Consider the following 25,988-nt stretch of genomic DNA (forward strand, 5'->3'; position numbering starts at 1 on the left):
TTAGCATCTTTATTTTCACCTGAAAACATACTATGCCAAAACACCCAACATACGTTCCTTTATTGTAACGGAAAGGTGTAAAAAAGGAAAATAAAAAAGGCTACCAAATGGTAGCCCTTTATTTTAGAAGTGTTTAGAAACTAATTCTACTAACGCTTCTTTCGGTTTGTAACCTAACGCTTGATCAACTACTTTACCGTCTTTTAATACGAAAAGAGCTGGAATGCTCATTACTTCGAATTGACGAGCAGTTTCTTGGTTTTCATCCACGTCTACTTTTACTACTCTTACTTTTTCGCCTAGTTCTGCATCAATTTCCTCTAATACAGGAGCGATCATTTTACAAGGTCCACACCAAGGTGCCCAGAAATCTAATAATACAACACCTTCGCTAGTTTCAGCTGCGAAGCTTTGGTCATTTGCATTTACAATTGCCATTTTATTTCCTCCTTCAAGTATATTCTACCAAGAGTATATCATTAACTTATATACGTGGCGAATAATATGTATCGTTATGTATTGTAACAAAAAAGTGTTCCTTTATACTATATAAAAATACGGATTAAATACTAAAAAGATGAGAGACAGGGGATCTCTCACCTTTTCTATATATAGGGGTACTTCACTTGGAACTCAAGGGTACTCAAATCATGAATGTACTTTTAACTTTTTAAACTCTTCTGTTAAAAGAGGTAAGACTTCAAATAGATCGCCAACAATACCATAGTCAGCTACTTTGAAGATACTTGCTTCTGGGTCTTTATTAATCGCAACGATTATTTTTGAGTTAGACATACCAGCTAAATGCTGAATCGCACCAGAAATACCGCATGCAATGTATAAGTCTGGCGTAACAACTTTACCAGTTTGACCAATTTGTAATGAGTAATCGCAATACTCAGCGTCACAAGCACCACGAGATGCTCCAACAGCACCGCCCAATACGTCAGCTAACTCTTTTAATGGCTTGAATCCTTCTTCACTCTTCACACCGCGTCCACCAGCGATAATAACTTTCGCTTCAGAAAGGTCAACACCTTCTGCCGTCTTACGGACGACATCTTGAATAATTGTACGTAAATCTTTCACATCTACTGTAATAGAAGACACGTCACCACTGCGAGACTCATCTTTTTCAAGCGTCGCAATGTTATTTGGACGCACTGTCGCAAATAAGATACCGTCTGTTACAATCTTCTTCTCAAACGCTTTACCAGAGTAAATTGGACGAGTAAAGATAACATTTCCACCTTCAACATCTAAAGCAGTTACGTCAGAAACTAGACCAGCTTCAAGCTTCGCTGCTAATTTTGGTGATAAATCCTTACCAAGTGCTGTATGTCCAAATACAATACCTTCTGGCTTTTCTTCAGCATATACAGCTGAAAATGCTTGTGCATACCCATCAGATGTATATGATTTTAATTTATCATTTTCAACTGTCACAACGCGATCTGCACCGTAATGAATCAATTCATTTGCAAAAGAGGCAACGCTGTCTCCAACTAGAAGACCTACTACTTCACCGCCTTCTGCAATTGTTTTTGCTGCTGCTACCGCTTCAAACGAAACGTTACGTAGCGATCCATCACGAACTTCACCCATTACTAATACTTTACGAGCCATAGATTTTCCCTCCTGCATATATAATTTCGTATTTTATTAGATTACTTTCGCTTCTGTATGGAGCAACGATACAAGTTCTTTTACTTGATCTTGCAGCTCGCCTTGTAACACTTTTCCTGCATCTTTCTTAGGAGGCAAATAGATTTCAATTGTTTTTGTCTTTGCTTCCACATCATCTTCTTCTAAATCTAAATCATCTAATTCTACTTCTTCTAGTGGCTTTTTCTTCGCTTTCATAATACCTGGAAGCGATGGATAACGAGGTTCATTTAAACCTTGTTGTGCTGTTACTAAAACTGGTAATGAAGTTTCAATCACTTCCGTATCACCTTCAACATCACGCTCAATCTTCACGTTTGTACCGTCAATTTCAAGTTTTGTAATTGTCGTTACGTACGGAATATTTAACGCTTCTGCTACGCGTGGACCAACTTGTCCAGATGCACCATCAATTGCAACGTTCCCGCCTAAAATTAAATCTGCATTTTTATCTTTTAAATATTCAGCAAGTACTTTTGCTGTCGTGAACTGGTCACCATTTTCCACATCATCTTCAATATTAATTAATACAGCTTTATCGCAGCCCATCGCTAATGCCGTACGAAGTTCTTTCTCACTATCTTCGCCACCGACTGTTACAACAGTAACTTCGCCACCTTGTGCGTCTCTTACTTGAATTGCTTCTTCAATCGCATATTCGTCGTAAGGGTTGATGATGAATTCCGCTTCGCCATCGTAAATTGCACCGTTTTTAATTACGATTTTTTCTTCTGTATCAAATGTTCGTTTCATGAGTACGTAGATGTTCATTCCATTTACCCCCTTGTTTTTCAGAAAGATTCTATCAATTTTAATTTTCTGTTAATTTATATTAAAAAATAATTGAACTACCTGCCACTAAATGAAGGCTTACGTTTTTCTAAAAACGCTGCTACACCTTCTCTTCCATCTTCACCCGTAAATACTTCACCAAAGATTTGAGCTTCGCGTTGTACACCTTCATAATAATGAGACGATTTCGTCGTTTGCAATAACTCTAGTACAGCACGAGTCGTCGCTGGGCTTTTTCCAGCAATCTGTTTTGCAACTTTAAGCGTATCATCTAAAAATGTTTCTTCAGCAAAAACTCCGTTAACAAGTCCCCATTTTAATGCTTCTGCACCTGTAATCGGTGTACTTGTTAACATCATTTCACAAGCTTTCGCTTTCCCAACATAACGTGGTAATCGCTGTGTACCTGCAAATCCAGGAATTAATCCAAGTGTTAATTCAGGTAAACCAAGTTTTGCACTTTCAGTTGTAAAGCGCATGTGGCAAGACATAGCAAACTCAAGGCCGCCGCCAAGTGCCGCTCCATGAATTGCCGCGATAACTGGTTTTGAACATTTTTCAACACGTTCAAACGTAACTTGTCCAAGCTGCGCTAATTCTGTCGCTTGCTTCGCTTCAGTAACAGATGTAAATTCTTTAATATCTGCTCCCGCCGAGAAGAAGCGCCCTTCACCATGAATAACAACAACACGAATGTTATCATCCTTCTCCACTTGATCAATTAATTCAGTAACGTCATGCATAACTTGTGAAGACATCGCGTTTGCCGGCGCATGATTTAACGTCGCCACCGCGATATGATCTTCAACTCTTACAGATAGGAATTTCAACATGATCCCTCCCATTATTGACGATAACCACAAGCTGCAATAAGTAGCCCATGTACCGTTTTTGAAAGTGCGACCAGATCATACTTATGATCGCTCATTACCCAATTGGTCACAACTTCATCTACTGTTCCAAAGATCATTTGTCTTGCCACGCGAACATTTAAATCCGCTTGGAATTCACCTTGCTTTATACCTGTCTCTAAAATCTCATCCATAACTTGTAAGTAGCCTTTTAATACTTCATTTATTTTAAGGCGTAAGTCTTGATTGGACTGTCTTAGCTCTAATTGCGTAACGATAGCAAGAGGATCATTTTGTGATAACAGCAAGAAGTGCGTTTCTACCAACATGAATAACTTCGATACAGCGCTTTCAATTCCTGCTGTTTTTTGACGAATTGTTTCGACAAAATCTCCCATCTTCTCTTGAAATAAGGATATTAATATATCTTCTTTATTTTTAAAATATAAATAAATCGTGCCATCAGCTACCCCAGCTTGCTTTGCTATTTTAGAAACTTGCGCTTGGTGGTACCCATTCTCCGCAATCACAATGACTGCCGCATCAATAATTTGATTGTATTTCGGTCTATTTTTCTTCACTTTACTGTCCCCTTCAAGAAGATGACTGAATGAATAGTCATTCATATTCTTATAATACTGACTATTTAGAAAAGTGTCAATCCTATTTTTTCAAAAAGAAAGGGCCTTAGCCCGTTTGCTCATCCTCATTTTTTCTTTTCTCTTCATCTATTAGGACACGGCGTAAAATTTTTCCAACTGTCGTTTTCGGCAGTTCATCTCTAAACTCATATACTTTCGGCACTTTATAAGCCGCTAAATATTTACGCGCAAACTGGTTTAATTCTTCCTCAGAACACTCCGCACCTTCTTTTAACACAACAAATGCTTTAACTGTCTCTCCCCGGTACGGATCGGGAACTCCAATCGTCACCACTTCTTGCACTTTTTCATGCTCATATAATACTTCTTCTACTTCACGAGGATACACATTAAATCCACTCGCAACAATCATATCTTTCTTACGATCTTTCACATAGAAAAATCCATCTTCATCCATGTAACCAACATCCCCTGTATGAAGCCATCCGTCTTGTAATACAGCTGCTGTTTCTTCTGGCTTATTCCAATACCCTTTCATAATTTGAGGACCCTTTACAACAATTTCACCAATTTCACCCGGAGGTAAAGCCTCTCCAGTTTCAAGTGACATAATGTTTGCCTCTGTATCTGGCCACGGCACACCAATACTTCCTGGCACACGTTTTTCCCACAAAAAATTCCCATGTGTAACTGGCGACGACTCCGTTAATCCATAACCTTCTACCAATTTTCCACCTGTAACTCTCTCAAACTCTTCCTGTACTTCTACAGGAAGCGGGGCAGATCCACTAATACAAGCTTGAATAGAAGAAATATCATATTCTTTTAAGAGGGGACTATTTAATAGAGCAATATAAATGGTCGGTGCCCCTGGAAATAGTGTGACTTTATGTTTTTTTATCGCTTCAAAAACCATTTTCATATCAAACTTCGGAATCAGCACCATTTTATATCCTTGCATAATACTTAAATTCATTACAGCTGTCATCCCATATACATGAAAGAACGGAAGGACACCAAGAATTACTTCTTCTCCTTCTTTACAATTATATAGCCAATGAGCTCCCATTAAAGTGTTCGAAACAAGGTTTTTATGCGTCAACATAACGCCTTTCGGAAATCCAGTTGTTCCTCCTGTGTACTGTAAAAGGGCTAGATCATTTTCAGGATCACAAGGAACTTCAACATTAACATTACTTTCTCGTTCTACTGATTTCCATAGATGAATCGTTTCGCTTTCCGACACATTCACAACAAGATTTGCCTGCTTTTTTTGTACAAATGGATAAACTAAATTTTTAGGGAAGGGTAAAAAGTCCGCAATCCGAGTTACGATAATATGTTCAATTTTTGTAGCAGATTGAACATTCGTTACTCTTGGAAACACTAAATCGAGACAAAGAATTACTTTTGCTCCCGAGTCATGAAGCTGGTATTCTAATTCTCTTTCTGTATATAGTGGATTTGTTTGTACTACGATACCTCCCGCAAGTAATGTACCATAATAACCAATTACAGATTGCGGACAGTTCGGCAACATAATAGCAACTCGATCACCCTTTTCCACACCGAGCTTTTGAAGATAATTTGCAAACCTCTTCACCTTATCGTGGAAGTCTGAAAATGTAATATCCTTCCCCAAAAAGTGAAGCGCTTTCTTTTCTGGATAACGGGAAGCCACCTGTTCCACATATCCATGAAGCGGCTGAATATCATAAGAAATCGTACTTGGAATTTCTTCTGGATAACTTTTCAACCATGGTTTTTCCACCTTCATTCCCCCTTCAAATACATAAAAATAAATGAATGTTCATTCATGATGGTTGTTTTCATTATATTATAGTCGCCATAACGTTACAATCATAATATTCTGACTTTTATATAACTATGCTTCACTCCATTAACTTCTTATTATATGTATAAACTCTCCTAATCTTAAAAGAATAAGAGAGTTATTATTTAGCTTAATCTTATTATCGTTAACACAGCTCCTGGTGTAGTTGTTGATAACGTTGCAACAGCTAACAAACCAAATAGTTGCAAACTAATGGCACTTCCAGCCGCAAGAGTCGTAATAATTGTTGCACTAAATGATGTAGTTGCTAACGCAGGAGAATTGATCGTTCCAGCAAGAGGTGCTCCATTAATTGTAATCCGCGAACTGACTAATAATGAAGCCGTTATATTAATCGTATATGAAATATAATAATTCCCAGCATTTGCAGCCGTAAATACTGTATTCCCCCCAGAAACAGTAATACCTGGACCAATATTTTGATTATTCGGAAGCGGGACATTCGTTCCACCAAGAAGTACCGATATCGCTGTTCCCGATGTATTATTTGCAAAAGCGTATGTTGCCGTTATACTGGTGCCAGTTGCCCCCGTTTCTCCTGTTGCTCCTGTTGGACCCGTTATTCCCGTCGGACCCGTTGAACCTGTTATTCCCGTCGCTCCTGTTGGACCTGTTGCCCCTGTTATTCCTGTTGCTCCCGTCGGACCCGTTGAACCTGTTGCCCCTGTTATTCCTGTTGCTCCTGTCGGACCTGTTACTCCTGTTATTCCCGTTGGACCTGTTGCCCCTGTTATTCCCGTCGCTCCCGTCAGACCCGTTGAACCTGTTATTCCTGTCGCTCCTGTTGGACCTGTTGCTCCCGTTATTCCTGTCGCTCCTGTTGGACCTGTTACTCCTGTTATTCCCGTCGCTCCCGTTGGACCTGTGTCACCTGTTGGGCCCGTTGCTCCTGTGTCACCTGTTGGACCCGTTGCTCCCGTTGGGCCTGTGTCACCTGTTGGGCCCGTTGCTCCTGTTATTCCTGTTGCTCCCGTCGGACCTGTTGGGCCAAGCTTAGGAACTGTTCCATCACAACTAAAACAGCATGAATCAACATGTACACCATTTTGATTATTACATCCACAATATCCATTTATATTATTGCCCCATGAAGACATGTTGATCACTTCCTTTACATTCGATCTTTTAAGTACAATCACCGAATTAGAAAACACCTATCTAAATAACAAAGAAATACTTTACCTAGTAGATACACACAGATTTATTCCATACATTCTAGTAATTATTACATGCGATTCGCTCTCCTTTTGCTTGTACTTTCGCCCCATCTCCACAGATTATTAACCATACACATTACACTTTCGTACACAGCCAAGTCCCCATTTAAACTCCCCCATATTCACCATTTTTTTTAGTAAAGAGGCTTATTCTTCATAAATAGCGACTATAGTATATAAAAATCCGTATAATTTGTTGTTTTTCGTCAAAATTTTAAAAAAATATTGACACTTAAAATATCCTCATAGTATGATTTGGGTGTTGTAATTGATAACCATTTTCACTTATGGCGCTAATTACAAAAAACACTTAATTTGGGGGCAGAAGATGAAGAAAATTCTCAGTATTTTCATAGTAGTTCTTCTATTCGCTGTTGGATGCGGACAGCAAAAAGAGGAGAAAAAAGAAACAAAGACAGACGATAAAAAGCAAGCTATAACAATTAAGCACGCTGAAGGGGAAACAAAGTTAGATAAACCAGCGAAAAAAGTTGTTGTACTTGAGTGGGTATATTCAGAAGACTTATTAGCACTTGGTGTTCAGCCAGTAGGGATGGCAGACATTAAGAATTATAATAAATGGGTAAATACAGCAACAAAACCAGGTAAAGATGTTGTAGACGTAGGGACACGTCAACAACCAAACTTAGAAGAAATTAGCCGTCTAAAACCAGATTTAATTATCACAGCTTCATTCCGTAGTAAAGCTATTAAAAACGAATTAGAGCAAATTGCACCAACAGTTATGTTTGATCCATCAACAAGTAATAACGATCACTTTGCTGAAATGACAGAAACATTTAAACAAATCGCAAAAGCAGTTGGAAAAGAAGAAGAAGGTAAAAAAGTATTAGCTGATATGGATAAAGTATTCGCTGATGCAAAAGCAAAAATTGAAAAAGCAGACTTAAAAGATAAAAACATCGCAATGGTACAAGCATTTACAGCTAAAAACGTACCAACATTCCGTATATTGACTGACAATTCTACAGCTTTACAAGTTACAAAAAAATTAGGTTTAACAAACACTTTTGAAGCTGGGAAATCAGAGGCAGATGGTTTCAAACAAACAACTGTAGAATCATTACAAAGTGTACAAGATTCAAACTTCATTTACATTGTGGCGGATGATGATAACATTTTTGACACGCAACTAAAAGGGAATCCTGCTTGGGAAGGGTTAAATTTCAAAAAAGAAGACAAAATGTATAAATTAAAAGGCGACACTTGGATTTTCGGTGGTCCTGAATCTGCAAAATCTTTAGCAACACAAGTAGCAGATGTAATGACAGCGAAGAAGTGATTCAGCGATGAATAGCTTCCAACATACACTTCGAGCAAGTCTTGTATTCGGAGGAGGAGCAGCTCTCTTGCTCCTCCTTTTCTTTATTCATATCGGACAAGGTCAAGCAAACATTTCCTATAGTATGATTATTGATGCTCTTATCTCACCGAACCAATCACTAGAGCATCAAACTTTAATTATGCTTCGATTACCTAGGGCCGTAATTGCCATTTTAGCTGGAGGTGCTCTTGCTGCATCTGGGGTCATTTTACAAACATTAACGAAAAATCCACTTGCTGAATCCAGTACAATGGGTATTCACTCTGGCGCATATTTCTTTCTAGTAGCGGCTACAATTTTCTTACCAAAAGGTCTGCAAATTAATTCACTTCTTTTCACATTTATCGGCGGTGCTATTACTGCTTTATTTGTATACCGTATTTCTGGTGGAAAAAAGGGAACCCCACTTAGAATGGCACTAGCTGGTATGGTCGTTACATTAATGCTTTCTGCCTTTACCGGAACGATGCAGCTTTTCTATGAAAATGAAACAGCTGGTTTATTTTTATGGGGAGCTGGATCTCTTATTCAAAATAACTGGGATGGCGTTCAATTTGCTTTTCCATTTATCATTATTTCTTTCCTAGTTTTACTATTTATGTCTCGTAAACTCAACATTCTCTTACTTGGTGATGATGTCGCTGTTTCTCTTGGTGAAAAAACAGCAGTAACACGTCTTATCGCCTTCATTGCTGCGATCTTTTTAACAGCAGTAATTGTAACTGTTGTTGGACCAATTGGATTTGTCGGCTTAGTTGCACCACATTTAATGCGTCTTATTGGCTACCGTCAACACTTTACTCTCCTTCTCTCTTCTTTCTTATGGGGAGCTGTACTATTACTTGGAGCTGATGTCGTTGGTAGACTAATAGATCCAACTGGGGCTGAACTTCCTGTCGGAGCAGTCACGGCAATGATTGGATCACCTTGGCTTATTTATTTAGTGTATCGAATGATGAAATCGAAACAATATATGAATGATAACGGAGCGAATGCAGCTGGAGCTAGTTCTCGCTATTACTCTTATAAAAAGGTAATCATTATCTCTATCACACTTTGCATTGTGACAATTGCTCTTGGTGTTACAATCGGTAGTAACGCTTATATCGAAAGTATTACAAATGTTATATCAGGACAATTAACACAATTTGATAAAAATATGATGATGAACCTTCGTTTACCAAGAATGCTCGTTGCTGCTATTGCTGGCGCATGCCTTGCAATAAGTGGGCTTGTTTTCCAAGGTATATTACGAAACCCACTCGCCGATCCTTCTATTATTGGTATTTCATCGGGAGCTGGTGTTGGTGCTTTAACTATTATGTATGTCTTTCCCGCACTTCCTGGTTTCTTCCTACCAATTGGTGCATTTATCGGCGGACTACTTGCAGTTGGAATTGTCCTCTTCTTCTCGTGGAAATCAGGATTTAGCCCAACAGCCCTTGCTTTAATAGGAATTGGTATTTCAGCTCTCGGTTCAGCGATTATTCAAATCTTTATCGTTAGAGCAAATTTGAACGTTGCTGCTGCTTTAACATGGCTATCAGGTAGCACGTATGCAAGAGGATGGAATCACTTAGAAAATATCATTCTATATCCATCGCTAATTCTTGTATTCATTATCTTTTTCTTAATAAAACAACTTGATGTTCTCGTACTTGGAGACGATTTAGCAACGGGACTCGGGCAACCAGTAAATAAAACGCGCCTTGCCCTCATTGTGTTAGCAACACTACTTGCATCTGTAAATATCGCAGCTGTCGGTACGATTGCCTTTCTAGGTCTTGTTGCGCCACACTTAGCACGAATCGTCGTTGGTATGAATCATCAAAGATTATTCGTTTGCTCCGCACTATTTGGAGCAATCCTTCTTTCCATTGCTGATTTACTCGGACGAACAATTGCATACCCGAAAGAAATCCCTTCTGGTCTTGTCGTTGCTGTACTTGGAGCACCTTATTTCTTATGGTTGATGAGGAAAAATGGGAAGAAGGTTGGTTAAAAAAAGAGGCTTCTTAATATGAGAAGCCTCTTTTTTATTTGTTCTGATAGGTTAAAAGGAAACTATCTTTTTTTCACGAATGTAACCTATGAACATAACTAGGAGGGATAAATATGTACCAAACTATTGAAGGCTTTCTACAATCATGGACATACGAGGCTGAGTCTACTCAAAAGATGCTCGATGCATTAACAGATGAATCTTTGTCACAAGAAATTGCACCTGAGCACTGGACATTAGGCAGAGTTGCTTGGCATATCGTGACGGCAATTCCTGTTATACTATCTGGCACAGGGCTTAAGTTTGAAGGAGAAACGAAAGATTATCCTGTTCCACCTTCTGCAACAACAATTGCTGATCAATATCGTAAAGTGAATGCAGCTTTTGTTGAAACGCTTCAAAGTGAATGGACTGATAAAGACTTAGCTACTATTAATGACTTCTTTGGTCGCCCTATGCCGAATTCTATATTTTTAATGACACTCATTAATCATCAAAATCACCACCGCGGGCAGCTGACTGTTTTAATGCGTCAAGCTGGCTTAAAAGTCCCTGGCGTATATGGTCCTGCAAAAGAAGAATGGGCTGCTACTGGAATGGAAGCTCCCCAAATGTAACGACAGAAAAAGACAAGGTGTTTATGCACCTTGTCTTTTTCTGTAACTTGTTTCATGTGAAACTATTTTCTACTAAATGGTATTTTATGAGAAAATACGTTAAGATAAATTCATATTAATTGGAGGGAACTAAATTGAATACAAAAAACAAAAAAATAACAATAAGAACTCTCTTACTAACTTCGATCATTGGAGTTATCGGTGTATCTCTTTATTTCACAAGTTATGGTACCCCTTGGGGAAAACAAACAGCTATTACGGAATCAAAAGAATATATTACAAAATACTTTGATCTAGATGCGGAAGTCAAAAATACTTCTTACGATGCTAAAATGAATAGCTATGCAATCTCCTTTGAGACAAGTAGAGACGGAGAGTTTACTATCGAATATAAAAGCCCTAATAACTTTAACATTTCTTCAGGAGTTCAAGAATATTTGAGCAAACACTCCAAATTTACAGAGTAGTAACGAAGCATACATATACAAAAAAAAGTTGGTGTAACGCCAACTCTTTTTTCTTATTCTTGTCATACAGTTACATCTTCCCTCTCTATATTTTTAATTCCGTAATATGCAATCGCAACTCCAATTGCTGCCAACGCTAGCTGAAGGGGAAGAAAAGTTGCTGTAGAAAACATTGGGGTGTTATTAATTGCAATTGATACAACGATAAGAGATGAAACAATTGTAGTTGGCACTGAACGTTTACGCATTCCGAAATATAGAGGGATTAAACTTATTCCAGCAGTGGAAATGGCTAAAGGAACAAGGTTTATCCCTTCTTGCGTCAATTGATCTACTGTGAATGAATTAGGAAGAATTGAAAAATAGTTATCTATCCCAAAGAAAACTCCTACTACTAAAATGTTAGATAAAATAACTGTTATAAATGTTACTATCGCTGTAATAGCCAACTTACTAGCCATCATTTTCTTTCGGTTAATTGGATAAGAAAACATGAGTAGTATTGTTTTAGTTTTATATTCACTAATTATTAACCTTGCGATTAACACACTACCAAAAATAATAAATGTTGCCCTTACTACTGTACTGGCCATCAACAAAATTGTCTGTGGATCCCTCATTTCCGGATCACCTTCTACTTGAGCAACGATGCTCGTAAAGATCATTAATGCCAGTATAGCGATATTTGCAATAATCGCTCCCCTCACATACCATCCAAGCTTAAACTTTTTCAATTCTAGCTTCATAAGACGTAGCATAATAGTCCTCCTTTCATTTACATTTTAATCGATATAAATCGCTCCTGTTTTACTTAAAATCTTCACTTCGTTTTTTGCATCACCAATGGTTCCCGCTTTTATTTTTTCTGTATTTTTATCTTTCTTAAGTCCATTTACATTCACCATTACGTCAGACGAATTACTTTTAGCCGTAAGTTTCAAAGAAGTCGGAACACCTTTATACCGTACGCCGATATCTCCTGATTTTGTTTCTACAAATAATGATTTTCCTTCTTTCATATCTTTCAGTAATACTTCCCCATATGTTGAAGTGATGTTTATATTTGAGTTACTTACACTTGTTATATAGTTATCACCAGTCGTAGACTTTATATTTAATTCTTGTACTGAACTATCTTTTACAGCTAACTCTCCACTTTGCGATATGAATTCACCTTTCTCGGCTGATAGTCCTACAACCATTTCATCTCCAGACTCACTTTCTGTCACGATATTTTTCACTTCTATATCGCTTATTTTCACATCACCCGATTTATTATTTAATACAATTTTATCTATTTCTTTCTTCGGAATAGCTATACATATACTATTTTTCTTCCGAAACGTAAAACCATTAAAGAATCTGGTCACCTTTTGTTTTTGCTTAACTATAACTTTATTCCCTGCTTGTTCTATTTCGATGGGGTCTATCTCTTTATCTACTCGTTTACCTTGGGCGGAAATTACTATTTTGTTAGCGTCTGTACTTTTAAATTCAATATCCCAGTTTTCATTGTCCACTTCTATTTCTTTTATATGATTTATCTCAAAAGACTTTTCTTTCTTAAAATCTTTCCTCTGAAATGTCTTAAAACCAAAAATCACACTAGCAATTGTCAGAAATAAAATTGCAATTACTATTATTTTTTTCAACATTCATACCCCAGTTCGTTGTTGTTTTAACCTTGCTTCACGCCACATCGATCTTGTCGATTTTACGATATGATAGATAACTGATGAAAATTCCTAATAAACAGAACACTATTGGGATAGCTATAAAATCAAACATACTTACTTGACCGTTTCCAGAACCAACGTTACTGTTCATCATCATCCCAATTATTACTGCAGAAGTAATTGTTGTCGGTGTTGATTTCTTTCTCATCCCAAAAAATAAAGGAATTAAACTTATACCAGATATCATAAATGCATTTATAAAGGTAGCTGGAACGGTAGCTATTATTTCCCCCATTGTAACAGGCGTTTCAAGTAGTCCCATTATTGGATTCATACAGAATATGAGCAAACTAATAATGAATGTTGCGATTATCGTGCTCACAAAGCAAAAACTAAAAACAATTGCTAATTTCGCTCTCATTAGCATTTTCCTTTGCAGTGGGTACATAAATAGTAGCTGTATTGTTTTGTTCTTGTATTCATCAATCACTAAACGTGATAAAATAACCGATGCAAAAATAATAAATGTAATTCTAATAAAAATATTTGCTAAAGACATGTATTCCATATAGCTAGAGAACATCAAACCATCCTCTACTTTAGTTCCCCATACCATAAGACTTACCGCAGCAAAAATTGCTATAATACAAATCGCTACTCCTTTAAAATAACTAGATAATTTATGTTTTTTCCATTCGAGCTTCATTAATTTAAACATATAAACCACGCCTCCATTCTTTATATAACTGTCTCTACACTGCTAACATTCTAATTCCAGCAGTAATTACGCTTAACATTCCTATCACTAGTAAAATTAACAACCATTTCCGCTCTGGTTTCCTATAATAGAAAATCCCACTTATGAACATTACGATCAATCCACTTACTAGATTCATTAACAATCCATTAAGCATGAATGCCTTCTCCATCCATTACATTTAAGAAATATTCTTCTAAGGAACTATGTTTCTTATTAATACTTTCAATTTCTACATCGTTCATAATAAGCGCTTTTGAAATAGCTTGCTGTGTCGCTGCCAATTCATACACACGAATCATATTTCCACTCATTATTTTGTAATTTTTTATACCGAGTTTATCTTCTAAAATATAAGCTGCACGCTTCACATCAGGAACAGTAATTTCGATGTACTCTGTTTGTTTTCCGTTAATACTCTTCATTGAAACTTCTTTTATTAGTTTTCCATTTTGAATTACACCAATTGTATCCGCCATTTGTTCCATCTCGCCTAAAATATGACTAGAAACTAATAACGTAATACCATATTCTTTGCAGAGCATTTTAAATAAGTCTCGTAATTCTTTAATACCAATTGGATCTAAACCGTTAATCGGTTCATCTAAAATGAGTAATTCTGGCTTTGTCATGATCGCCCTTGCAATACCCAGTCGTTGCTTCATACCTAATGAAAAATCTTTTACTTTTTTATCATCTATACCGTGCAGTTTCACTAAATGTAAAGCATGATCAATTGCGCTCTTGTCGTAATACCCCATATATTCACAATGTAATTCTAGGTTTTCCTTCGCCGTTAATTTATCATAAAAGATTGGATATTCGATAATTGTCCCCATGCGCTTTAACAATTCATAAGATGTATCCGTTAACTTCTCACCAAAAATTTCAATATCACCGCTCGTCGGTTTTATTAAATTTGTGATCATTTTCATAATCGTTGTTTTACCTGCGCCATTCGGTCCTAAGAAACCGTATATCTCTCCTTTTTTCACATGCATGTTAACGCTAGAAATAACTTCTTTCCCTTTAAACACTTTCGTTAGCTGATTCGTTTTTAATATATATGTCATGTCATTTTCTCCTTTCGCACTACTTTATATTTCTATAATAGACAACGGAAATCTCTTTTTTCTTACCCGTTCCTTACAAATTCCTTACGCTGAAAAAAAGCTTGTAGAATTTACTTCTCTACAAGCTAAAACAGCATCTTTTTTAATACAACTGTAAAAATTGTTTTTTCATACGGCTTACTAGAAAGATGTATTTCTCCGTCCATCGCTTCCACAAGCCTTTTCGTAATCGTTAATCCTAGACCGCTTCCTTGATACAATCTATTTCTTGAATCTTCAAGTGTGTACATACGCTCAAACACTTTATCAATATGAGATTCATCAATTCCTTTTCCTGTATCCCATACATCTATATAAACACTCGTTTCATCATCTCTTAGTGTCATCCCAAGTGTCTTTCCATCGTCTCCATATGTAATTGCATTTGATATTAAATTATTTAATACTCTACCTAATACTTCTACATTTCCAAGTGCATATATATTTCTTTCTGGTATATCAATATGAACTTGAAATCCTTTCGTCGTCACCAAATCATAAAAAGATAAAATCTTCTCGCGACAAACTTCATTCATATTTATTTTTGTCATCTCAATTGCCTTGTCACCAGATTCTAATTTTGCTAAATCAAAAAACTTATGAATCAGTTCCATTACTTCTAGTGTTTTTACATGCACCTTTTCAAGTAATATTTGCTGCTCTTCTTTATTTATCGTTTTATCCTTATTTAACATTTCTGTATATCCAAGAATAACTGTTAATGGCGTCTTTAAATCATGTGAAATATTGGAAAGCATTTTTCTCATCGAAATTTCTACTTTCGCATGATCTGCATTCGTTTTCTGTTTTGCAGCTAATAATTGATTAATTGCCACTAATAATTTTTGCAATTCTAGATCATCTGTCATAACGAGTAACTTCTCGCCTGTTTGTTCATTTACAATACTTTCTAACTTTTTGTATGTGTATCGTAAATTTTTGCTACTGTTTTCCCTCATTTTATACTGTATGTAAATGACACATAACAATATAAAAATAATACCTATTAACAAATTGACCATATTACATCACTTCCAACTTATAGCCGATGCCCCATAACGTTTTAATATACTCTGGATTAGATGGATCACTTTCAATTTTCTCGCGCAATCTTCTCATATGAACATTTATAACATTATCATCACCGTAATACTCTTCGTTCCAAACTAACGTATATATTTGCGCTTTTGTAAATACACGATTTTGATTCTTTACGAATAGCTTTAAAATCTCAAATTCTTTTAAAGTCAGTTTGAGGGGCTTTCCGTTTTTTTCAACCGTAAAATTAATTGGATCAATTGCTAAATCACCAATTTGAATCATCTTTTCTGTTGTTTCTGTAGCCGAATATTTCGTAGACCTCCGAATACCCGCTTTTACACGTGCAGCCAATTCAATCATAGAAAATGGCTTACAAATGTAATCATCTGCTCCCAGTCCTAATCCAACAGCTTTATCAACATCTGTATCTTTTGCCGACATCATTAAAATCGGAACGGCACTCTTCTCACGAATAATACGTACAACCTCTAAGCCATCTAACTTTGGCATCATTATATCAAGGATAACTAAATCAAAGGATGATTTAAAAAATGCTTGCACCCCTTCTTCTCCGTCAGACGCGATTGTAACTTGAAAATCTTCTTTTATTAAATACTTTTCCACCATCTCTTGAATTGAAATATCATCTTCAACTAATAAAATATGATGTGACATATGTCTATCCCCTTTTTTTACAAACATTAGCATTTCAATTGTATCGTAACGAATGAATACTGGAAAGAATTATATGAATTTTCAAACCAACTTCCCTTCCTTCCTTAACAATGATATGATAAAATTCACTACTATTGTTCATAATTAACTTTATATAAAGGAGACTTATCATGTCAGAAAACAAAAAAGTAAGCTTAGCTGATTTAATGCGTGAACAACTTGCAAAGAAAAAGCAAGGAAATGGAAATGGTTCAAATAATACAAATCAAAGCCAAGCAACGAAAAAATTACAAAACCAACAAACGAAGAAAACAAACAACCAACGTAGACGTACAGGTGTATAAATGAACGGACAAAAACGTTCTAATATCGCACCCGGTCTTGAAGTTGATATTGTATTAAAACAAGATCAACGCACCGGTAAATTAACACGTGGAATTGTAAAAGATATTTTAACAAACTCCCCTTCTCATCCGCATGGCATTAAAGTACGATTGCAGGACGGGCAAGTCGGTAGAGTACAAAATATCGTTCAATAAGAAAAGGAGCTCAAGTAAACTCGAGCTCCTTTTTCTTTATTATCCTTTAATTTTCTCAATGAAAACTACTTTTAAATAGTCTCCCTCTTTAAATTGATCAATGGTACGAAAATCTTCTGGTAAAGAATGTTCTTCTAATATTTTGTATTTACCATTCATTTCTTTAAAGGCTGTATCAATAAATCCTTTAAATTTTTTCATATCGAATGCGCTACAATTTGTAGAGGCAACGATAATCCCGTTATTTTCTGTAATCGCAATTGTTTCTTTTAATAAGTTTTTATAATCTTTCGCTGCACTAAATGTATATTTTTTTGAGCGTGCAAAGCTTGGAGGATCAAGTACAACCATATTAAATTTCATCTTTTTCTTCGCTGCATATTTGAAGTAAAGAAAGACATCTTCTACAATAATATCTTGCGCTTCATAATCAACTTCATTTACACTAAACTGCTCAATCGTTTTACTTAAACTACGATTTGCAAGGTCGACACTCGTCGTTTTGCTCGCTCCGCCAAGCGCTGCAAATACAGAGAAAGCACCTGTATAAGAGAACATATTCAACACTGTTCTCCCTGTCGCATATTTATCACGAATTTGTTTTCGAACGTTACGCTGATCTAAAAATACACCAACCATCGCTCCGTCATTTAAATAAACAGCAAAGTTCACACCATTTTCTTTTACGATAAGCGGGAACTCGCCGCGCTCTCCTGCTACGAAATCATCGCCTTCAATGTATTTCCCTTTCGTATCAAAACGCTTTTTCTCATAAATACCTTTAAAGTTTGCTACTTTTTGAAGAGCTGCTATAATCTCATCTCTGAAAGTATAAATCCCTTCACTATACCAACTGACTACATAATAGCCGTCATAATAATCGATAATTAAGCCTCCAAGACCATCACCTTCACCATTTAGGGCACGGAATGCTGTCGTATCACTTGATTTGTAAAATTGCTTTCGTTTATGTAAGGCAGATTTTATTTTACTTTCAAAGAAAGATTGATTAATTTGTTCACTCTCTTTTCTCGTTAAAATCCAGCCGTATCCTTTATTTTGTTTTCCATAATAACCTTTTCCGACAAAATTGTTCTTCTCATCTACTACTTTAATGATTGTTCCTTCTTCCTGAACATCATTTAAATTTTGAATCGCATCTTTTAAAATAAGCGGATATCCGCTTTTAATTTCTTTTATAAATTTCGGTTTTATTTTTACAGTTACTTCTGATCGCATATAATAACTTCCTTTCCATTTGCATGCTTTCTCTATAGGAAGCATTTAAAAAACGAGCCTGAAAAAACAGCCTCGTTTCACTATACCATATTATTGCTTTGCTAGTACAACTCACTCATTCTCTCACTTAACCGCCACATATTTACTACATTTTGAAATGGAAATCTTACTGTCTAAAATAATAAAAAAACTTATTTATTTCACATTTACCATTGACAATGATAATGATTTTCATTATCATTTAATGTATATGAGTTCTCGAAAATAAAGGCTACATTTATAGGAGGAATAAAACATGATTATTGTTACAAATACAGCTAAAATTACAAAGGGAAATGGGCATAAATTAATTGAGCGTTTTAATAAAGTAGGTCAAGTCGAAACGATGCCAGGCTTTTTAGGATTAGAAGTTCTTTTAACGCAAAATACAGTTGATTATGATGAAGTAACAATTAGCACACGCTGGAATGCAAAAGAAGATTTCCAAGGTTGGACGAAGAGCTCAGCATTTAAAGATGCTCACTCACATCAAGGCGGGATGCCAGAATATATTCTTGATAATAAAATCACTTACTACAATGTTGAAGTTGTACGTATGCCAATGGCTGCAGCACAGTAAACATATTTCTTTTTTAAAGTATAGAATATGAGAAGCGTTACCACTTCTCATATTCTATACTTTTTTTTACTGTCTCTTTACTAGTTTCGCATGCACGACTAACCTTCCTGCTTCCGGATCCAGTGCATAGTCACACGTCGAAAGTGTTACGATTTGATCACTTGCTGTCAATTTTGTATCCGTTTTGTACAGCGATTTTTCTTGAATTTTCTCCAAAAATGATGTGTATTCCGTATCATTGCTAAAATCCGTTTCAATGTAATAAAAATCAGTTGTTGTTGTATACACCGAGAACACTTCAAGATCATATCCTTCAAATAATGTATCGTAATATAATTTACGATGCGACATGAAGAACTCTTCATCTAACATTTTCTTTAAACTTCCAAACATAGAACCATCTTTCATACGGTGACCATATAAAATAGTATTTCGATTTTGAGATTTCACATCATTACGATAGTCCATAAAAATGCTGCCTGCTCTCATATCTTCACCTTTATAATTACGAAATAAATAGTAATCATTGTCTTTCGCCTGAACGATTGGATAATTAATTTGTGTATCGTCCATCGTAATCCATCCAACTATTTCTTGGTTAATTTGCTGCAGAGCTTTGAACTGTTTACGTACTTCTCCGTCTTGTGATTGCTCTTCCATCGGACTCTTTTCATAAATGTTTTGTGCTTCGGCCATTACTTTACGATTTTCATAGTAATCCATGAAAATATCACCTAATTCATATACTGAATAGAAAAAGGTACCTAAAAAAACAACTGTAAGTATTCGTTGAAAAAAAGAATTCTTCTTCCGTTCTTTTTTACTACTCAAATCATCACCTCAAAACGGATTGTTCGCATATTTAAATACCCATTGGGACCATATACAACCCTGTATCTTCATCTTGCTTTACAACGACATCTACACCGTATATCGTCTTTATCATACTTTCTGTCACAACATCATTTGGCTTACCTTTCCTAACAATCTCGCCGTCTTTCATAACGATGATATGATCACTATAGCGAATCGCCTGATTGATATCATGTAATACCATAACGATTGTCAATCCATGTACTTCATTTAACTTTTTTACGAGCTCTAATATTTCAAGTTGATAATAAATATCTAAATATGTTGTCGGTTCATCTAAAAAGAGCATTGGTGTTTTCTGAGCTAGCGTCATGGCAATCCAAACCCGTTGTCTTTCTCCACCAGATAAAGCGTGAATCTCTTTATCACGTTTACTTAGCAAATTCGTACATGCTAAAGCCCTTTCGATTGCGTCTCTATCTTCATCAGTTTGCGAGGAAAAAATATTTTTATGAGGCATACGACCATAACTTGTTAATTTCTCTACCGTCATGTCTGCCGGTGCTTCATTTTGTTGATGGACAACGGCTAACTTTCTAGCAAACTCTTTCGGTTTATATTGACTAATCGCCTTCCCATCGAGTATTATCTCACCGCTACGAGGGTCGTGATTTCTTGACATCACACCAAGTAATGTCGATTTCCCGCAACCGTTTGGACCAATAATTGTTGTAATTTTACCAATTTCTATTTCACTACTAACCGACTTTAATCGATCCGTTACATTATCATACGAAAAGGTTACATTTTTAATTTCCATGAACTTTATCACTCTTTCTAAGCAAGAATATTAAGAATGGGCCACCAATCACTGCCATAATCGTCGCTGCTGGAATTTCGTTAGGTGGCACAATTAACCTTCCAATCGTATCCGCCGTCAAAATTAACAACGCTCCTGCAAGAGCAGAAAATGGAATTAATACTTTATGGTCCGAACCGACTAGTTGTCTTGAAATGTGCGGAACGAGTAATCCTACGAAAGCAATAACACCTGCAATCGCTGTTGATACTGCTGCTAAAAGTACTGCAATAGCAGAAATAATAAGACGAACTCTCGTCACGTGCAAACCTAAGTTTTTCGCAGTCTTATCTTGTAGCGATAATAAGTTACACCAAGCTCCTACAAACAGAGCAAGAATAAGACCTATTGTTCCATATGTAACCATTATTTCTACATCGCCCCACGTCTTCATCGTTATGTTAGAAGTCGTCGTTTGCTTAATACTCTTAATGAAGTATCCGCAAATTGTAATGAACGATTCATTTAATCCAGTGAACATTGCATTAATAGCTATACCAACTAAAATAATGCGAAGCGGACTTAACCCTGACTTCCATGAAAATGCATAAACGAGATAACATGCAAACGCACCACCTAAAAAGGCGAATACGGGTGTCCAGAAAAAGAATTGCGGGAATAACGTAATAATAACAAGTGTCATAAAACTTGCTCCAGAAGATATCCCGATTACCCCAGCATCAGCAAGTGGATTTTTCATAACAGCTTGAAAAAGCACACCTGAAACGGCCAGAGCTGCTCCAGTAAATAGTGCAATAATAATACGTGGGAAACGTAAATCTTTAATTACTTCCACATCTTCATTGGCCCCTGTAAATATCCCTTGTACAAGGTCCACTATCCCTATTTCTAAACTTCCTTTCGTCGCTGACAATGACGTCATAACAATAAGCAATGCAGTAACAATGAGGAAACTCCAAGTTTTTTTATTCATTCCACTCTTCCTTTATATTAAAATGCATCACGGATACATCATTTTTTTCAATTCATCTAACGCTTCAATTGCTGCTAAATTACCTGTCGTCCCAAATAAGCGCTCTTCTAAATCGTAAACACGGTTATTTTTAACTGCAGCGAAATGTTTCCAAATATCATTTGTTTTAAATTCTTTATCAAACATTTTCACAACTTCATCAGGCATACCATGAGCTGCTCGTAAAATAATATCTGGATCAGCTTTTTTTAAATACTCTGTATTAGAAGCTAAATACTCTACTTTCTCACCTTGTACAATGTTTTTACCACCTAATTGTTTCACTAAATCTCCAATATAAGAATGCTCTGTTGCTACTAAATAACTCCCCGGCACACCTAATAAAATAAGCACTGTCGGTTCTTTCTTTCCCTTTACTGCTTTTTGAATCTCTGTAACTTTGTTATCTAACTTCGTTACAACTGCTTCCGCCTGCTTTTCACGTCCATATTGCTTACCTAAATTACTAATGGTATTTTGCATGTTTTTTAAACTAGTTAAGTCTACAAAGTTTGCTTTCATGCCCACACCATCAAAAACTGGCTTTAATTCATATTCAAGTGTTGTCACGGATAATACTTCTGACGGCTTTAATGATTTTACCTTTTCCATATCAGGACTCATCGGATTCCCAACTTCAGGTAAACCTTTATATCTCTTTGGTAAATCTTTCGTACTTGTTGGAACACCAACTAAATCTACTTCTAACGCATCCATAATTTCAGTAACAGCGACTGTCGTGGAAACTACTCTCTCTTTACTCTCACTCTTTACCTGTTTTGCTGCTTCTTTTTTGGGCGTCGAGCATCCAGCTATACTCACTAATAGAATGATAGCCATTAGTACACTAGCAATTTTCTTCACTTTCAATCACCACTCCTTTCCAAACAATATGAAACAAGTCTTGATGCATGCGAACATGCATCAAGACTCCAAAATTACAATCTTCCTGCTCTATATTTACGAACTAATAAAGCAAGTGACCCAAGCAATAGCACCATGTATAAGCCTAGTTGTGCTGTATCTGCCGTTTTTGAGTTTTTCTCTTTTTTCGGATCATTTTTTTGGCCTTCTTTTTTCTTCTTATCATCTGCATTTCGGTTAAAATCAGGATTATCTACTTTTTTTATATTATCTACTTTCGGTGTAATCACTGGATTGTTCGGATCATTTTTCGGATCTTTTTTTGGATCCTCTTTAATCGTTCCTAACGCACCAATATTATTTGTATCAAATTGAATTTGGACATCGTAGAAATGATGGTAGTTCATTTCGTTGATATCAACTTTTACTTTTGCATTTAATTTTGCAAATAAATCACTTACTTCAAATTGCACTACTCTCGTATTTGCATTTTTATCTTCGCTTACTACTTTCGCATCAGCAAAAAGACTGTTATTTTCCGTTTGGAATTTTGTAATCCATGCACTATTTTTCAACGTCATCTCAATGTACTTTTTACCATCTTTAACGATTAATTTTGCCGGATGTACAGTATAGTCATGCATCTTTGAAAGCTCATTTGTTTTATCTTTTAACACTTTAAATGGAATATCATATTGACCATCTACTAAATTTTTCGGATCAACTATTACTTTTGGTTGATTATTTCCATCTTGGTTGTCACTTCCGCCTTGGTTGTCGTTTCCACCTTGGTTGTCGTTTCCACCTTGGTTGTCGTTTCCACCTTGGTTGTCGTTTCCACCTTGGTTACCTAAAGCTTTAATACTATCTTGATCAAATACAAATTGAACATCGTAGAAATGGTGATAATTCATCGCATCAATATCTACTTTTACTTTTGCATTTAATTTTTTAAATAAATCATCTACTTCTAACTCTACTACTTTTGTATTTTGCTCTTTATTCTCACTTAACACTTTTGCGTTAACAAAAGAACCATTCTTTTCAAACTCAAATTTTGTAATCCATGTACTGTTCGTTAATGTAAACGATACATACTTCTTACCGTCTTTCACTTTTAGTACAGCTGGACTCTTTGTATATGTGTTCATCATTGAAATTTCTTCTGTTTTATCTTTTAGAACTTTAAAGCCAATGCTGTATTCACCATCTTTTAGTGCTTTTGGATCAATGGTTGTGTTATTACCTTGGTTATTGTTTCCGCCTTGGTTATCGTTTCCGCCTTGGTTATTGTTCCCGCCTTGGTTATTGTTTCCGCCTTGGTTATCGTTTCCGCCTTGGTTATCGTTTCCGCCTTGGTGATCGTTTCCACCTTGGTTATCGTTTCCGCCTTGGTTATCGTTTCCGCCTTGGTTATCGTTTCCGCCTTGGTTATCGTTTCCGCCTTGGTTATCGTTTCCGCCTTGGTTATCGTTTCCGCCTTGGTTATCGTTTCCGCCTTGGTTATCGTTTCCGCCTTGGTTATCGTTTCCGCCTTGGTTATCGTTTCCGCCTTGGTTATCGTTTCCGCCTTGGTTATCTAACGGTTTAATGCTACCTTTATCAAATGCAAATTGAATGTCGTAGAAATGATGATAATTCATTGAATCGATATCTACTTTTACTTTTGCATTTAACTTTTTAGATAAATCGTCTACTTCTACTTCCACTACGCGTGTATCGGCTTTTTTATCTTCACTTAATACACTCGCATTAACAAACGAACCCTTTTTCTCAAATTCAAACTTTGTAATCCATGCACTATTCGTTAATGTGAATGATACATATTTTTTACCATCTTTCACTTTTAACACGCCTGGACTCTTTGTATACGTGTTCATCATTGAAATTTCTTCTGTTTGATCTTTTAAAGCTTTGAAATTGATGCTGTATTCACCGTCTTTCATTGTTTCAGCATCTGGTTTTTCTACTTCCGGCTTTTTATCACCGTCTGGTTGCTTTTCTTCGTTCTTAATCGGCTCAAGTTTATCTTGATTAAATTGAAGTTGTAATTCATGCGTTTGTTTATAATTTTGTGATGCCACTTCAATAAATACTTTTGTATTCAACTTGTTAGATAAACTGTCTACTTCAAATTCTACTACTCTTGTATTTTTCTCTTTATCTTCACTTACTACTTTCGCATCAACAAATGAACCCTCTTTTTCTGTTTGGAAATTTTTAATTGATGCGTTATCTGTTAATGTTACAGTCGCTTTTTTCTTACCGTTTTCTACTTTTAATACTCCTGGACTTATTAGCTTGTCTTTCATTCTAGATTCTTCATCTGTCTTATCTTTTAATACTTTAAATGGAATACTGTACTCTCCATCTTTAATTGTTTCAACTTCTGGTTTTTCTACTTCCGGCTTTTTATCTCCATCCGGTTGTTTCTCTTCATTTTTAATTTGTTCAAGTTTATCTTGTTCAAATAAAAGTTGTACATTATGTGTTTGCTTGTAACCTTGTGATGCCACTTCAATAAATACTTTTGTATTTATTTTTTTAGATAAATCGTCTACTTCAAATTCTACTACTCGTGTATCTTTTTCTTTATCTTCACTCACTGCTTTTGCATCAGCAAATGCGCCATCTTTTTCCGTTTGGAAATTTTTAATTAATGAACTACTTTTTAATGTTACAAACGCTTTTTTCTTACCGTTTTCTACTTTTAATACTCCTGGATTTACCATGTAAGTATTCATCTTAGATTCTTCGTCTGTTTGATCTTTTAACACTTTAAATGGAATACTGTACTCTCCATCTTTAATTGTGTTAGAATTTGGTTGTTGATCTGGGTCAGGCTTTTGGTCGGGCTTCTGACTTGGATCCGGATTTTCATTTGGATCTGGCTTATTAGCTGGGTCCTCTTTTTCATTTGGTTGTTCTACATGAATCGGTGTAATACTATTTTGATCAAATACAATGCGTACATCATAATCATGATGATAATTTAAAAAGTCTATGTCTACTTTTACTTTCGCATTTAATACTTTCTCTACATCGTCCACTTCAAATTCTACTACTCTTGTATCTTTTTCTTTATCTTCACTAATTACATTTGTCGCAACAAACTGGCCATTTTTTTCTGTTTCAAACTTTGTAATCCATGAACTATGTTCTAACGTAAAGGATACCTTCTTCTTCCCATCCTTCACTTTTAAAGTTCCTGGACTTACAGAGTATTGATTCATCATAGATTCTTCATCTGATGTGTCCTTAAGAACTTTGAAACCGATTGAATATTCACCGTCAGCCAACTGGGTAGCTGCTTGAACTGCAAGTGGTTGTAATGTTGATACGAATGTAAATACCATTAAAAACATAGCAACAATAATTTTTACATACCTGTTCAATGGAACGACTCTC

At 35.9% G+C, this 25,988-nt stretch carries 27 protein-coding genes; 7 read left to right on the forward strand and 20 right to left on the reverse strand.

What is annotated here, in order from left to right; translation table 11 throughout:
* Window positions 1-123: 123 nt before the first annotated feature.
* The 7 genes from trxA to MKX31_RS20525 all read right to left on the reverse strand — a co-directional run bounded on the left by trxA (window position 124) and on the right by MKX31_RS20525 (window position 6,862).
* Window positions 124-438, reverse strand: a complete 315-nt coding sequence (gene trxA, locus MKX31_RS20495; RefSeq protein WP_064474655.1) for a thioredoxin — start codon at window positions 436-438, stop codon at window positions 124-126.
* 210 nt (window positions 439-648) lie between these two features.
* Window positions 649-1,626, reverse strand: coding sequence for an electron transfer flavoprotein subunit alpha (gene etfA / locus MKX31_RS20500; protein ID WP_000101967.1), 978 nt, complete (start codon window positions 1,624-1,626; stop codon window positions 649-651).
* Between the two features lie 36 nt (window positions 1,627-1,662).
* On the reverse strand, window positions 1,663-2,436 hold the full coding sequence (gene etfB / locus MKX31_RS20505) for an electron transfer flavoprotein subunit beta (RefSeq protein ID WP_064474654.1): 774 nt from the start codon (window positions 2,434-2,436) through the stop codon (window positions 1,663-1,665).
* 77 nt (window positions 2,437-2,513) lie between these two features.
* The gene (locus MKX31_RS20510) at window positions 2,514-3,290 is read right to left on the reverse strand and encodes an enoyl-CoA hydratase (RefSeq protein ID WP_088048045.1); all 777 of its coding nucleotides are present in this window, start codon (window positions 3,288-3,290) and stop codon (window positions 2,514-2,516) included.
* Window positions 3,291-3,301: 11 nt separating this feature from the next.
* A complete protein-coding gene (locus MKX31_RS20515; protein WP_000742213.1) occupies window positions 3,302-3,889 on the reverse strand; it encodes a TetR/AcrR family transcriptional regulator in 588 nt (195 codons plus the stop codon).
* A gap of 106 nt (window positions 3,890-3,995) precedes the next feature.
* Window positions 3,996-5,681, reverse strand: a complete 1,686-nt coding sequence (locus MKX31_RS20520) for a long-chain-fatty-acid--CoA ligase (protein WP_142315393.1) — start codon at window positions 5,679-5,681, stop codon at window positions 3,996-3,998.
* Window positions 5,682-5,869: 188 nt separating this feature from the next.
* Window positions 5,870-6,862 carry a BclA C-terminal domain-containing protein gene (locus tag MKX31_RS20525; RefSeq protein ID WP_340981462.1) on the reverse strand — a complete coding sequence of 331 codons (993 nt, stop codon included), beginning with the start codon at window positions 6,860-6,862 and terminating at the stop codon, window positions 5,870-5,872.
* Window positions 6,863-7,310: 448 nt separating this feature from the next.
* Here MKX31_RS20525 and MKX31_RS20530 point away from each other — a divergent pair, with 448 nt between their 5' ends.
* From MKX31_RS20530 to MKX31_RS20545, 4 genes are all read left to right on the forward strand, one after another.
* A complete protein-coding gene (locus tag MKX31_RS20530) occupies window positions 7,311-8,285 on the forward strand; it encodes an ABC transporter substrate-binding protein (RefSeq protein ID WP_088048043.1) in 975 nt (324 codons plus the stop codon).
* A gap of 7 nt (window positions 8,286-8,292) precedes the next feature.
* Window positions 8,293-10,329 carry a Fe(3+)-hydroxamate ABC transporter permease FhuB gene (fhuB, locus tag MKX31_RS20535; RefSeq protein ID WP_064474649.1) on the forward strand — a complete coding sequence of 679 codons (2,037 nt, stop codon included), beginning with the start codon at window positions 8,293-8,295 and terminating at the stop codon, window positions 10,327-10,329.
* A 113-nt stretch (window positions 10,330-10,442) separates the two neighbouring features.
* A complete protein-coding gene (locus tag MKX31_RS20540; protein WP_064474648.1) occupies window positions 10,443-10,946 on the forward strand; it encodes a DinB family protein in 504 nt (167 codons plus the stop codon).
* A gap of 134 nt (window positions 10,947-11,080) precedes the next feature.
* Entirely contained in the window at window positions 11,081-11,413 is a 333-nt protein-coding gene (locus tag MKX31_RS20545; protein ID WP_088048042.1) for a YfjL-like protein, read from the forward strand.
* A gap of 62 nt (window positions 11,414-11,475) precedes the next feature.
* Here the strand turns inward: MKX31_RS20545 and MKX31_RS20550 are convergent, their stop codons facing one another.
* From MKX31_RS20550 to MKX31_RS20580, 7 genes are all read right to left on the reverse strand, one after another.
* Window positions 11,476-12,171 (reverse strand): ABC transporter permease, encoded by a 696-nt coding sequence (locus MKX31_RS20550; protein WP_064474646.1) that lies wholly within the window; start codon window positions 12,169-12,171, stop codon window positions 11,476-11,478.
* A gap of 24 nt (window positions 12,172-12,195) precedes the next feature.
* Window positions 12,196-13,068, reverse strand: a complete 873-nt coding sequence (locus MKX31_RS20555; RefSeq protein ID WP_142315392.1) for a DUF4097 family beta strand repeat-containing protein — start codon at window positions 13,066-13,068, stop codon at window positions 12,196-12,198.
* Between the two features lie 34 nt (window positions 13,069-13,102).
* The gene (locus MKX31_RS20560) at window positions 13,103-13,807 is read right to left on the reverse strand and encodes an ABC transporter permease (RefSeq protein WP_000475540.1); all 705 of its coding nucleotides are present in this window, start codon (window positions 13,805-13,807) and stop codon (window positions 13,103-13,105) included.
* A gap of 34 nt (window positions 13,808-13,841) precedes the next feature.
* Window positions 13,842-14,003 carry a hypothetical protein gene (locus MKX31_RS20565; protein WP_176713060.1) on the reverse strand — a complete coding sequence of 54 codons (162 nt, stop codon included), beginning with the start codon at window positions 14,001-14,003 and terminating at the stop codon, window positions 13,842-13,844.
* Window positions 13,996-14,919 carry an ABC transporter ATP-binding protein gene (locus tag MKX31_RS20570; RefSeq protein WP_064474644.1) on the reverse strand — a complete coding sequence of 308 codons (924 nt, stop codon included), beginning with the start codon at window positions 14,917-14,919 and terminating at the stop codon, window positions 13,996-13,998. The genes MKX31_RS20565 and MKX31_RS20570 overlap by 8 nt, the downstream gene beginning before the upstream one ends.
* Window positions 14,920-15,044: 125 nt before the next feature.
* Window positions 15,045-15,980, reverse strand: coding sequence for a HAMP domain-containing histidine kinase (locus MKX31_RS20575; protein ID WP_064474643.1), 936 nt, complete (start codon window positions 15,978-15,980; stop codon window positions 15,045-15,047).
* A 1-nt stretch (window position 15,981) separates the two neighbouring features.
* A complete protein-coding gene (locus MKX31_RS20580) occupies window positions 15,982-16,674 on the reverse strand; it encodes a response regulator transcription factor (RefSeq protein WP_064474642.1) in 693 nt (230 codons plus the stop codon).
* A gap of 170 nt (window positions 16,675-16,844) precedes the next feature.
* On the opposite strand from MKX31_RS20580, the gene MKX31_RS20585 reads away from it, so the two are divergent.
* Together MKX31_RS20585 and MKX31_RS20590 are read left to right on the forward strand one after the other, a co-directional pair.
* Window positions 16,845-17,018 (forward strand): hypothetical protein, encoded by a 174-nt coding sequence (locus tag MKX31_RS20585; protein ID WP_001293584.1) that lies wholly within the window; start codon window positions 16,845-16,847, stop codon window positions 17,016-17,018.
* Entirely contained in the window at window positions 17,019-17,213 is a 195-nt protein-coding gene (locus MKX31_RS20590) for a YwbE family protein (RefSeq protein ID WP_001014310.1), read from the forward strand.
* 39 nt (window positions 17,214-17,252) lie between these two features.
* Here the strand turns inward: MKX31_RS20590 and MKX31_RS20595 are convergent, their stop codons facing one another.
* Complete coding sequence (locus MKX31_RS20595) at window positions 17,253-18,452, reverse strand: class I SAM-dependent rRNA methyltransferase (RefSeq protein ID WP_340981463.1); 1,200 nt, start codon at window positions 18,450-18,452, stop codon at window positions 17,253-17,255.
* Window positions 18,453-18,747: 295 nt separating this feature from the next.
* On the opposite strand from MKX31_RS20595, the gene isdG reads away from it, so the two are divergent.
* A complete protein-coding gene (gene isdG / locus MKX31_RS20600) occupies window positions 18,748-19,071 on the forward strand; it encodes a heme oxygenase (protein ID WP_000587825.1) in 324 nt (107 codons plus the stop codon).
* 66 nt (window positions 19,072-19,137) lie between these two features.
* Here isdG and srtB read toward each other — a convergent pair whose 3' ends face one another.
* The 5 genes from srtB to MKX31_RS20625 form a co-directional block, all read right to left on the reverse strand.
* Window positions 19,138-19,902, reverse strand: coding sequence for a class B sortase (srtB, locus tag MKX31_RS20605; protein WP_087982261.1), 765 nt, complete (start codon window positions 19,900-19,902; stop codon window positions 19,138-19,140).
* Between the two features lie 31 nt (window positions 19,903-19,933).
* Window positions 19,934-20,704, reverse strand: a complete 771-nt coding sequence (locus MKX31_RS20610; RefSeq protein ID WP_098111480.1) for an ABC transporter ATP-binding protein — start codon at window positions 20,702-20,704, stop codon at window positions 19,934-19,936.
* Entirely contained in the window at window positions 20,694-21,677 is a 984-nt protein-coding gene (locus tag MKX31_RS20615; protein ID WP_064474638.1) for a FecCD family ABC transporter permease, read from the reverse strand. The genes MKX31_RS20610 and MKX31_RS20615 overlap by 11 nt, the downstream gene beginning before the upstream one ends.
* Window positions 21,678-21,704: 27 nt before the next feature.
* Window positions 21,705-22,586, reverse strand: coding sequence for a heme ABC transporter substrate-binding protein IsdE (isdE, locus tag MKX31_RS20620; protein ID WP_064474637.1), 882 nt, complete (start codon window positions 22,584-22,586; stop codon window positions 21,705-21,707).
* A 68-nt stretch (window positions 22,587-22,654) separates the two neighbouring features.
* Window positions 22,655-25,975: an NEAT domain-containing protein gene (locus tag MKX31_RS20625; protein WP_340981467.1), complete on the reverse strand. Its 3,321-nt coding sequence runs from the start codon at window positions 25,973-25,975 to the stop codon at window positions 22,655-22,657.
* Window positions 25,976-25,988 lie beyond the last annotated feature (13 nt).

This window comes from Bacillus sp. FSL M8-0063, assembly GCF_038005545.1.
GTDB classification, from domain to species: Bacteria; Bacillota; Bacilli; order Bacillales; family Bacillaceae_G; genus Bacillus_A; species Bacillus_A wiedmannii.

Bases quoted from the DNA above. Each gene is read 5' to 3' on its own strand.
- MKX31_RS20555 (WP_142315392.1), bottom strand. From the start codon at position 13,068: ATGTTGAAAAAAATAATAGTAATTGCAATTTTATTTCTGACAATTGCT.
- MKX31_RS20580 (WP_064474642.1), bottom strand. From the start codon at position 16,674: ATGTCACATCATATTTTATTAGTTGAAGATGATATTTCAATTCAAGAG.
- MKX31_RS20615 (WP_064474638.1), bottom strand. From the start codon at position 21,677: ATGAATAAAAAAACTTGGAGTTTCCTCATTGTTACTGCATTGCTTATT.
- MKX31_RS20590 (WP_001014310.1), top strand. From the start codon at position 17,019: ATGAACGGACAAAAACGTTCTAATATCGCACCCGGTCTTGAAGTTGAT.
- MKX31_RS20570 (WP_064474644.1), bottom strand. From the start codon at position 14,919: ATGACATATATATTAAAAACGAATCAGCTAACGAAAGTGTTTAAAGGG.
- MKX31_RS20525 (WP_340981462.1), bottom strand. From the start codon at position 6,862: ATGTCTTCATGGGGCAATAATATAAATGGATATTGTGGATGTAATAAT.
- MKX31_RS20510 (WP_088048045.1), bottom strand. From the start codon at position 3,290: ATGTTGAAATTCCTATCTGTAAGAGTTGAAGATCATATCGCGGTGGCG.
- MKX31_RS20610 (WP_098111480.1), bottom strand. From the start codon at position 20,704: ATGGAAATTAAAAATGTAACCTTTTCGTATGATAATGTAACGGATCGA.
- trxA (WP_064474655.1), bottom strand. From the start codon at position 438: ATGGCAATTGTAAATGCAAATGACCAAAGCTTCGCAGCTGAAACTAGC.
- fhuB (WP_064474649.1), top strand. From the start codon at position 8,293: ATGAATAGCTTCCAACATACACTTCGAGCAAGTCTTGTATTCGGAGGA.
- MKX31_RS20565 (WP_176713060.1), bottom strand. From the start codon at position 14,003: ATGCTTAATGGATTGTTAATGAATCTAGTAAGTGGATTGATCGTAATG.
- MKX31_RS20595 (WP_340981463.1), bottom strand. From the start codon at position 18,452: ATGCGATCAGAAGTAACTGTAAAAATAAAACCGAAATTTATAAAAGAA.
- MKX31_RS20575 (WP_064474643.1), bottom strand. From the start codon at position 15,980: ATGGTCAATTTGTTAATAGGTATTATTTTTATATTGTTATGTGTCATT.
- MKX31_RS20560 (WP_000475540.1), bottom strand. From the start codon at position 13,807: ATGTTTAAATTAATGAAGCTCGAATGGAAAAAACATAAATTATCTAGT.
- MKX31_RS20550 (WP_064474646.1), bottom strand. From the start codon at position 12,171: ATGCTACGTCTTATGAAGCTAGAATTGAAAAAGTTTAAGCTTGGATGG.
- MKX31_RS20585 (WP_001293584.1), top strand. From the start codon at position 16,845: ATGTCAGAAAACAAAAAAGTAAGCTTAGCTGATTTAATGCGTGAACAA.
- etfB (WP_064474654.1), bottom strand. From the start codon at position 2,436: ATGAACATCTACGTACTCATGAAACGAACATTTGATACAGAAGAAAAA.
- MKX31_RS20530 (WP_088048043.1), top strand. From the start codon at position 7,311: ATGAAGAAAATTCTCAGTATTTTCATAGTAGTTCTTCTATTCGCTGTT.
- isdG (WP_000587825.1), top strand. From the start codon at position 18,748: ATGATTATTGTTACAAATACAGCTAAAATTACAAAGGGAAATGGGCAT.
- MKX31_RS20540 (WP_064474648.1), top strand. From the start codon at position 10,443: ATGTACCAAACTATTGAAGGCTTTCTACAATCATGGACATACGAGGCT.
- etfA (WP_000101967.1), bottom strand. From the start codon at position 1,626: ATGGCTCGTAAAGTATTAGTAATGGGTGAAGTTCGTGATGGATCGCTA.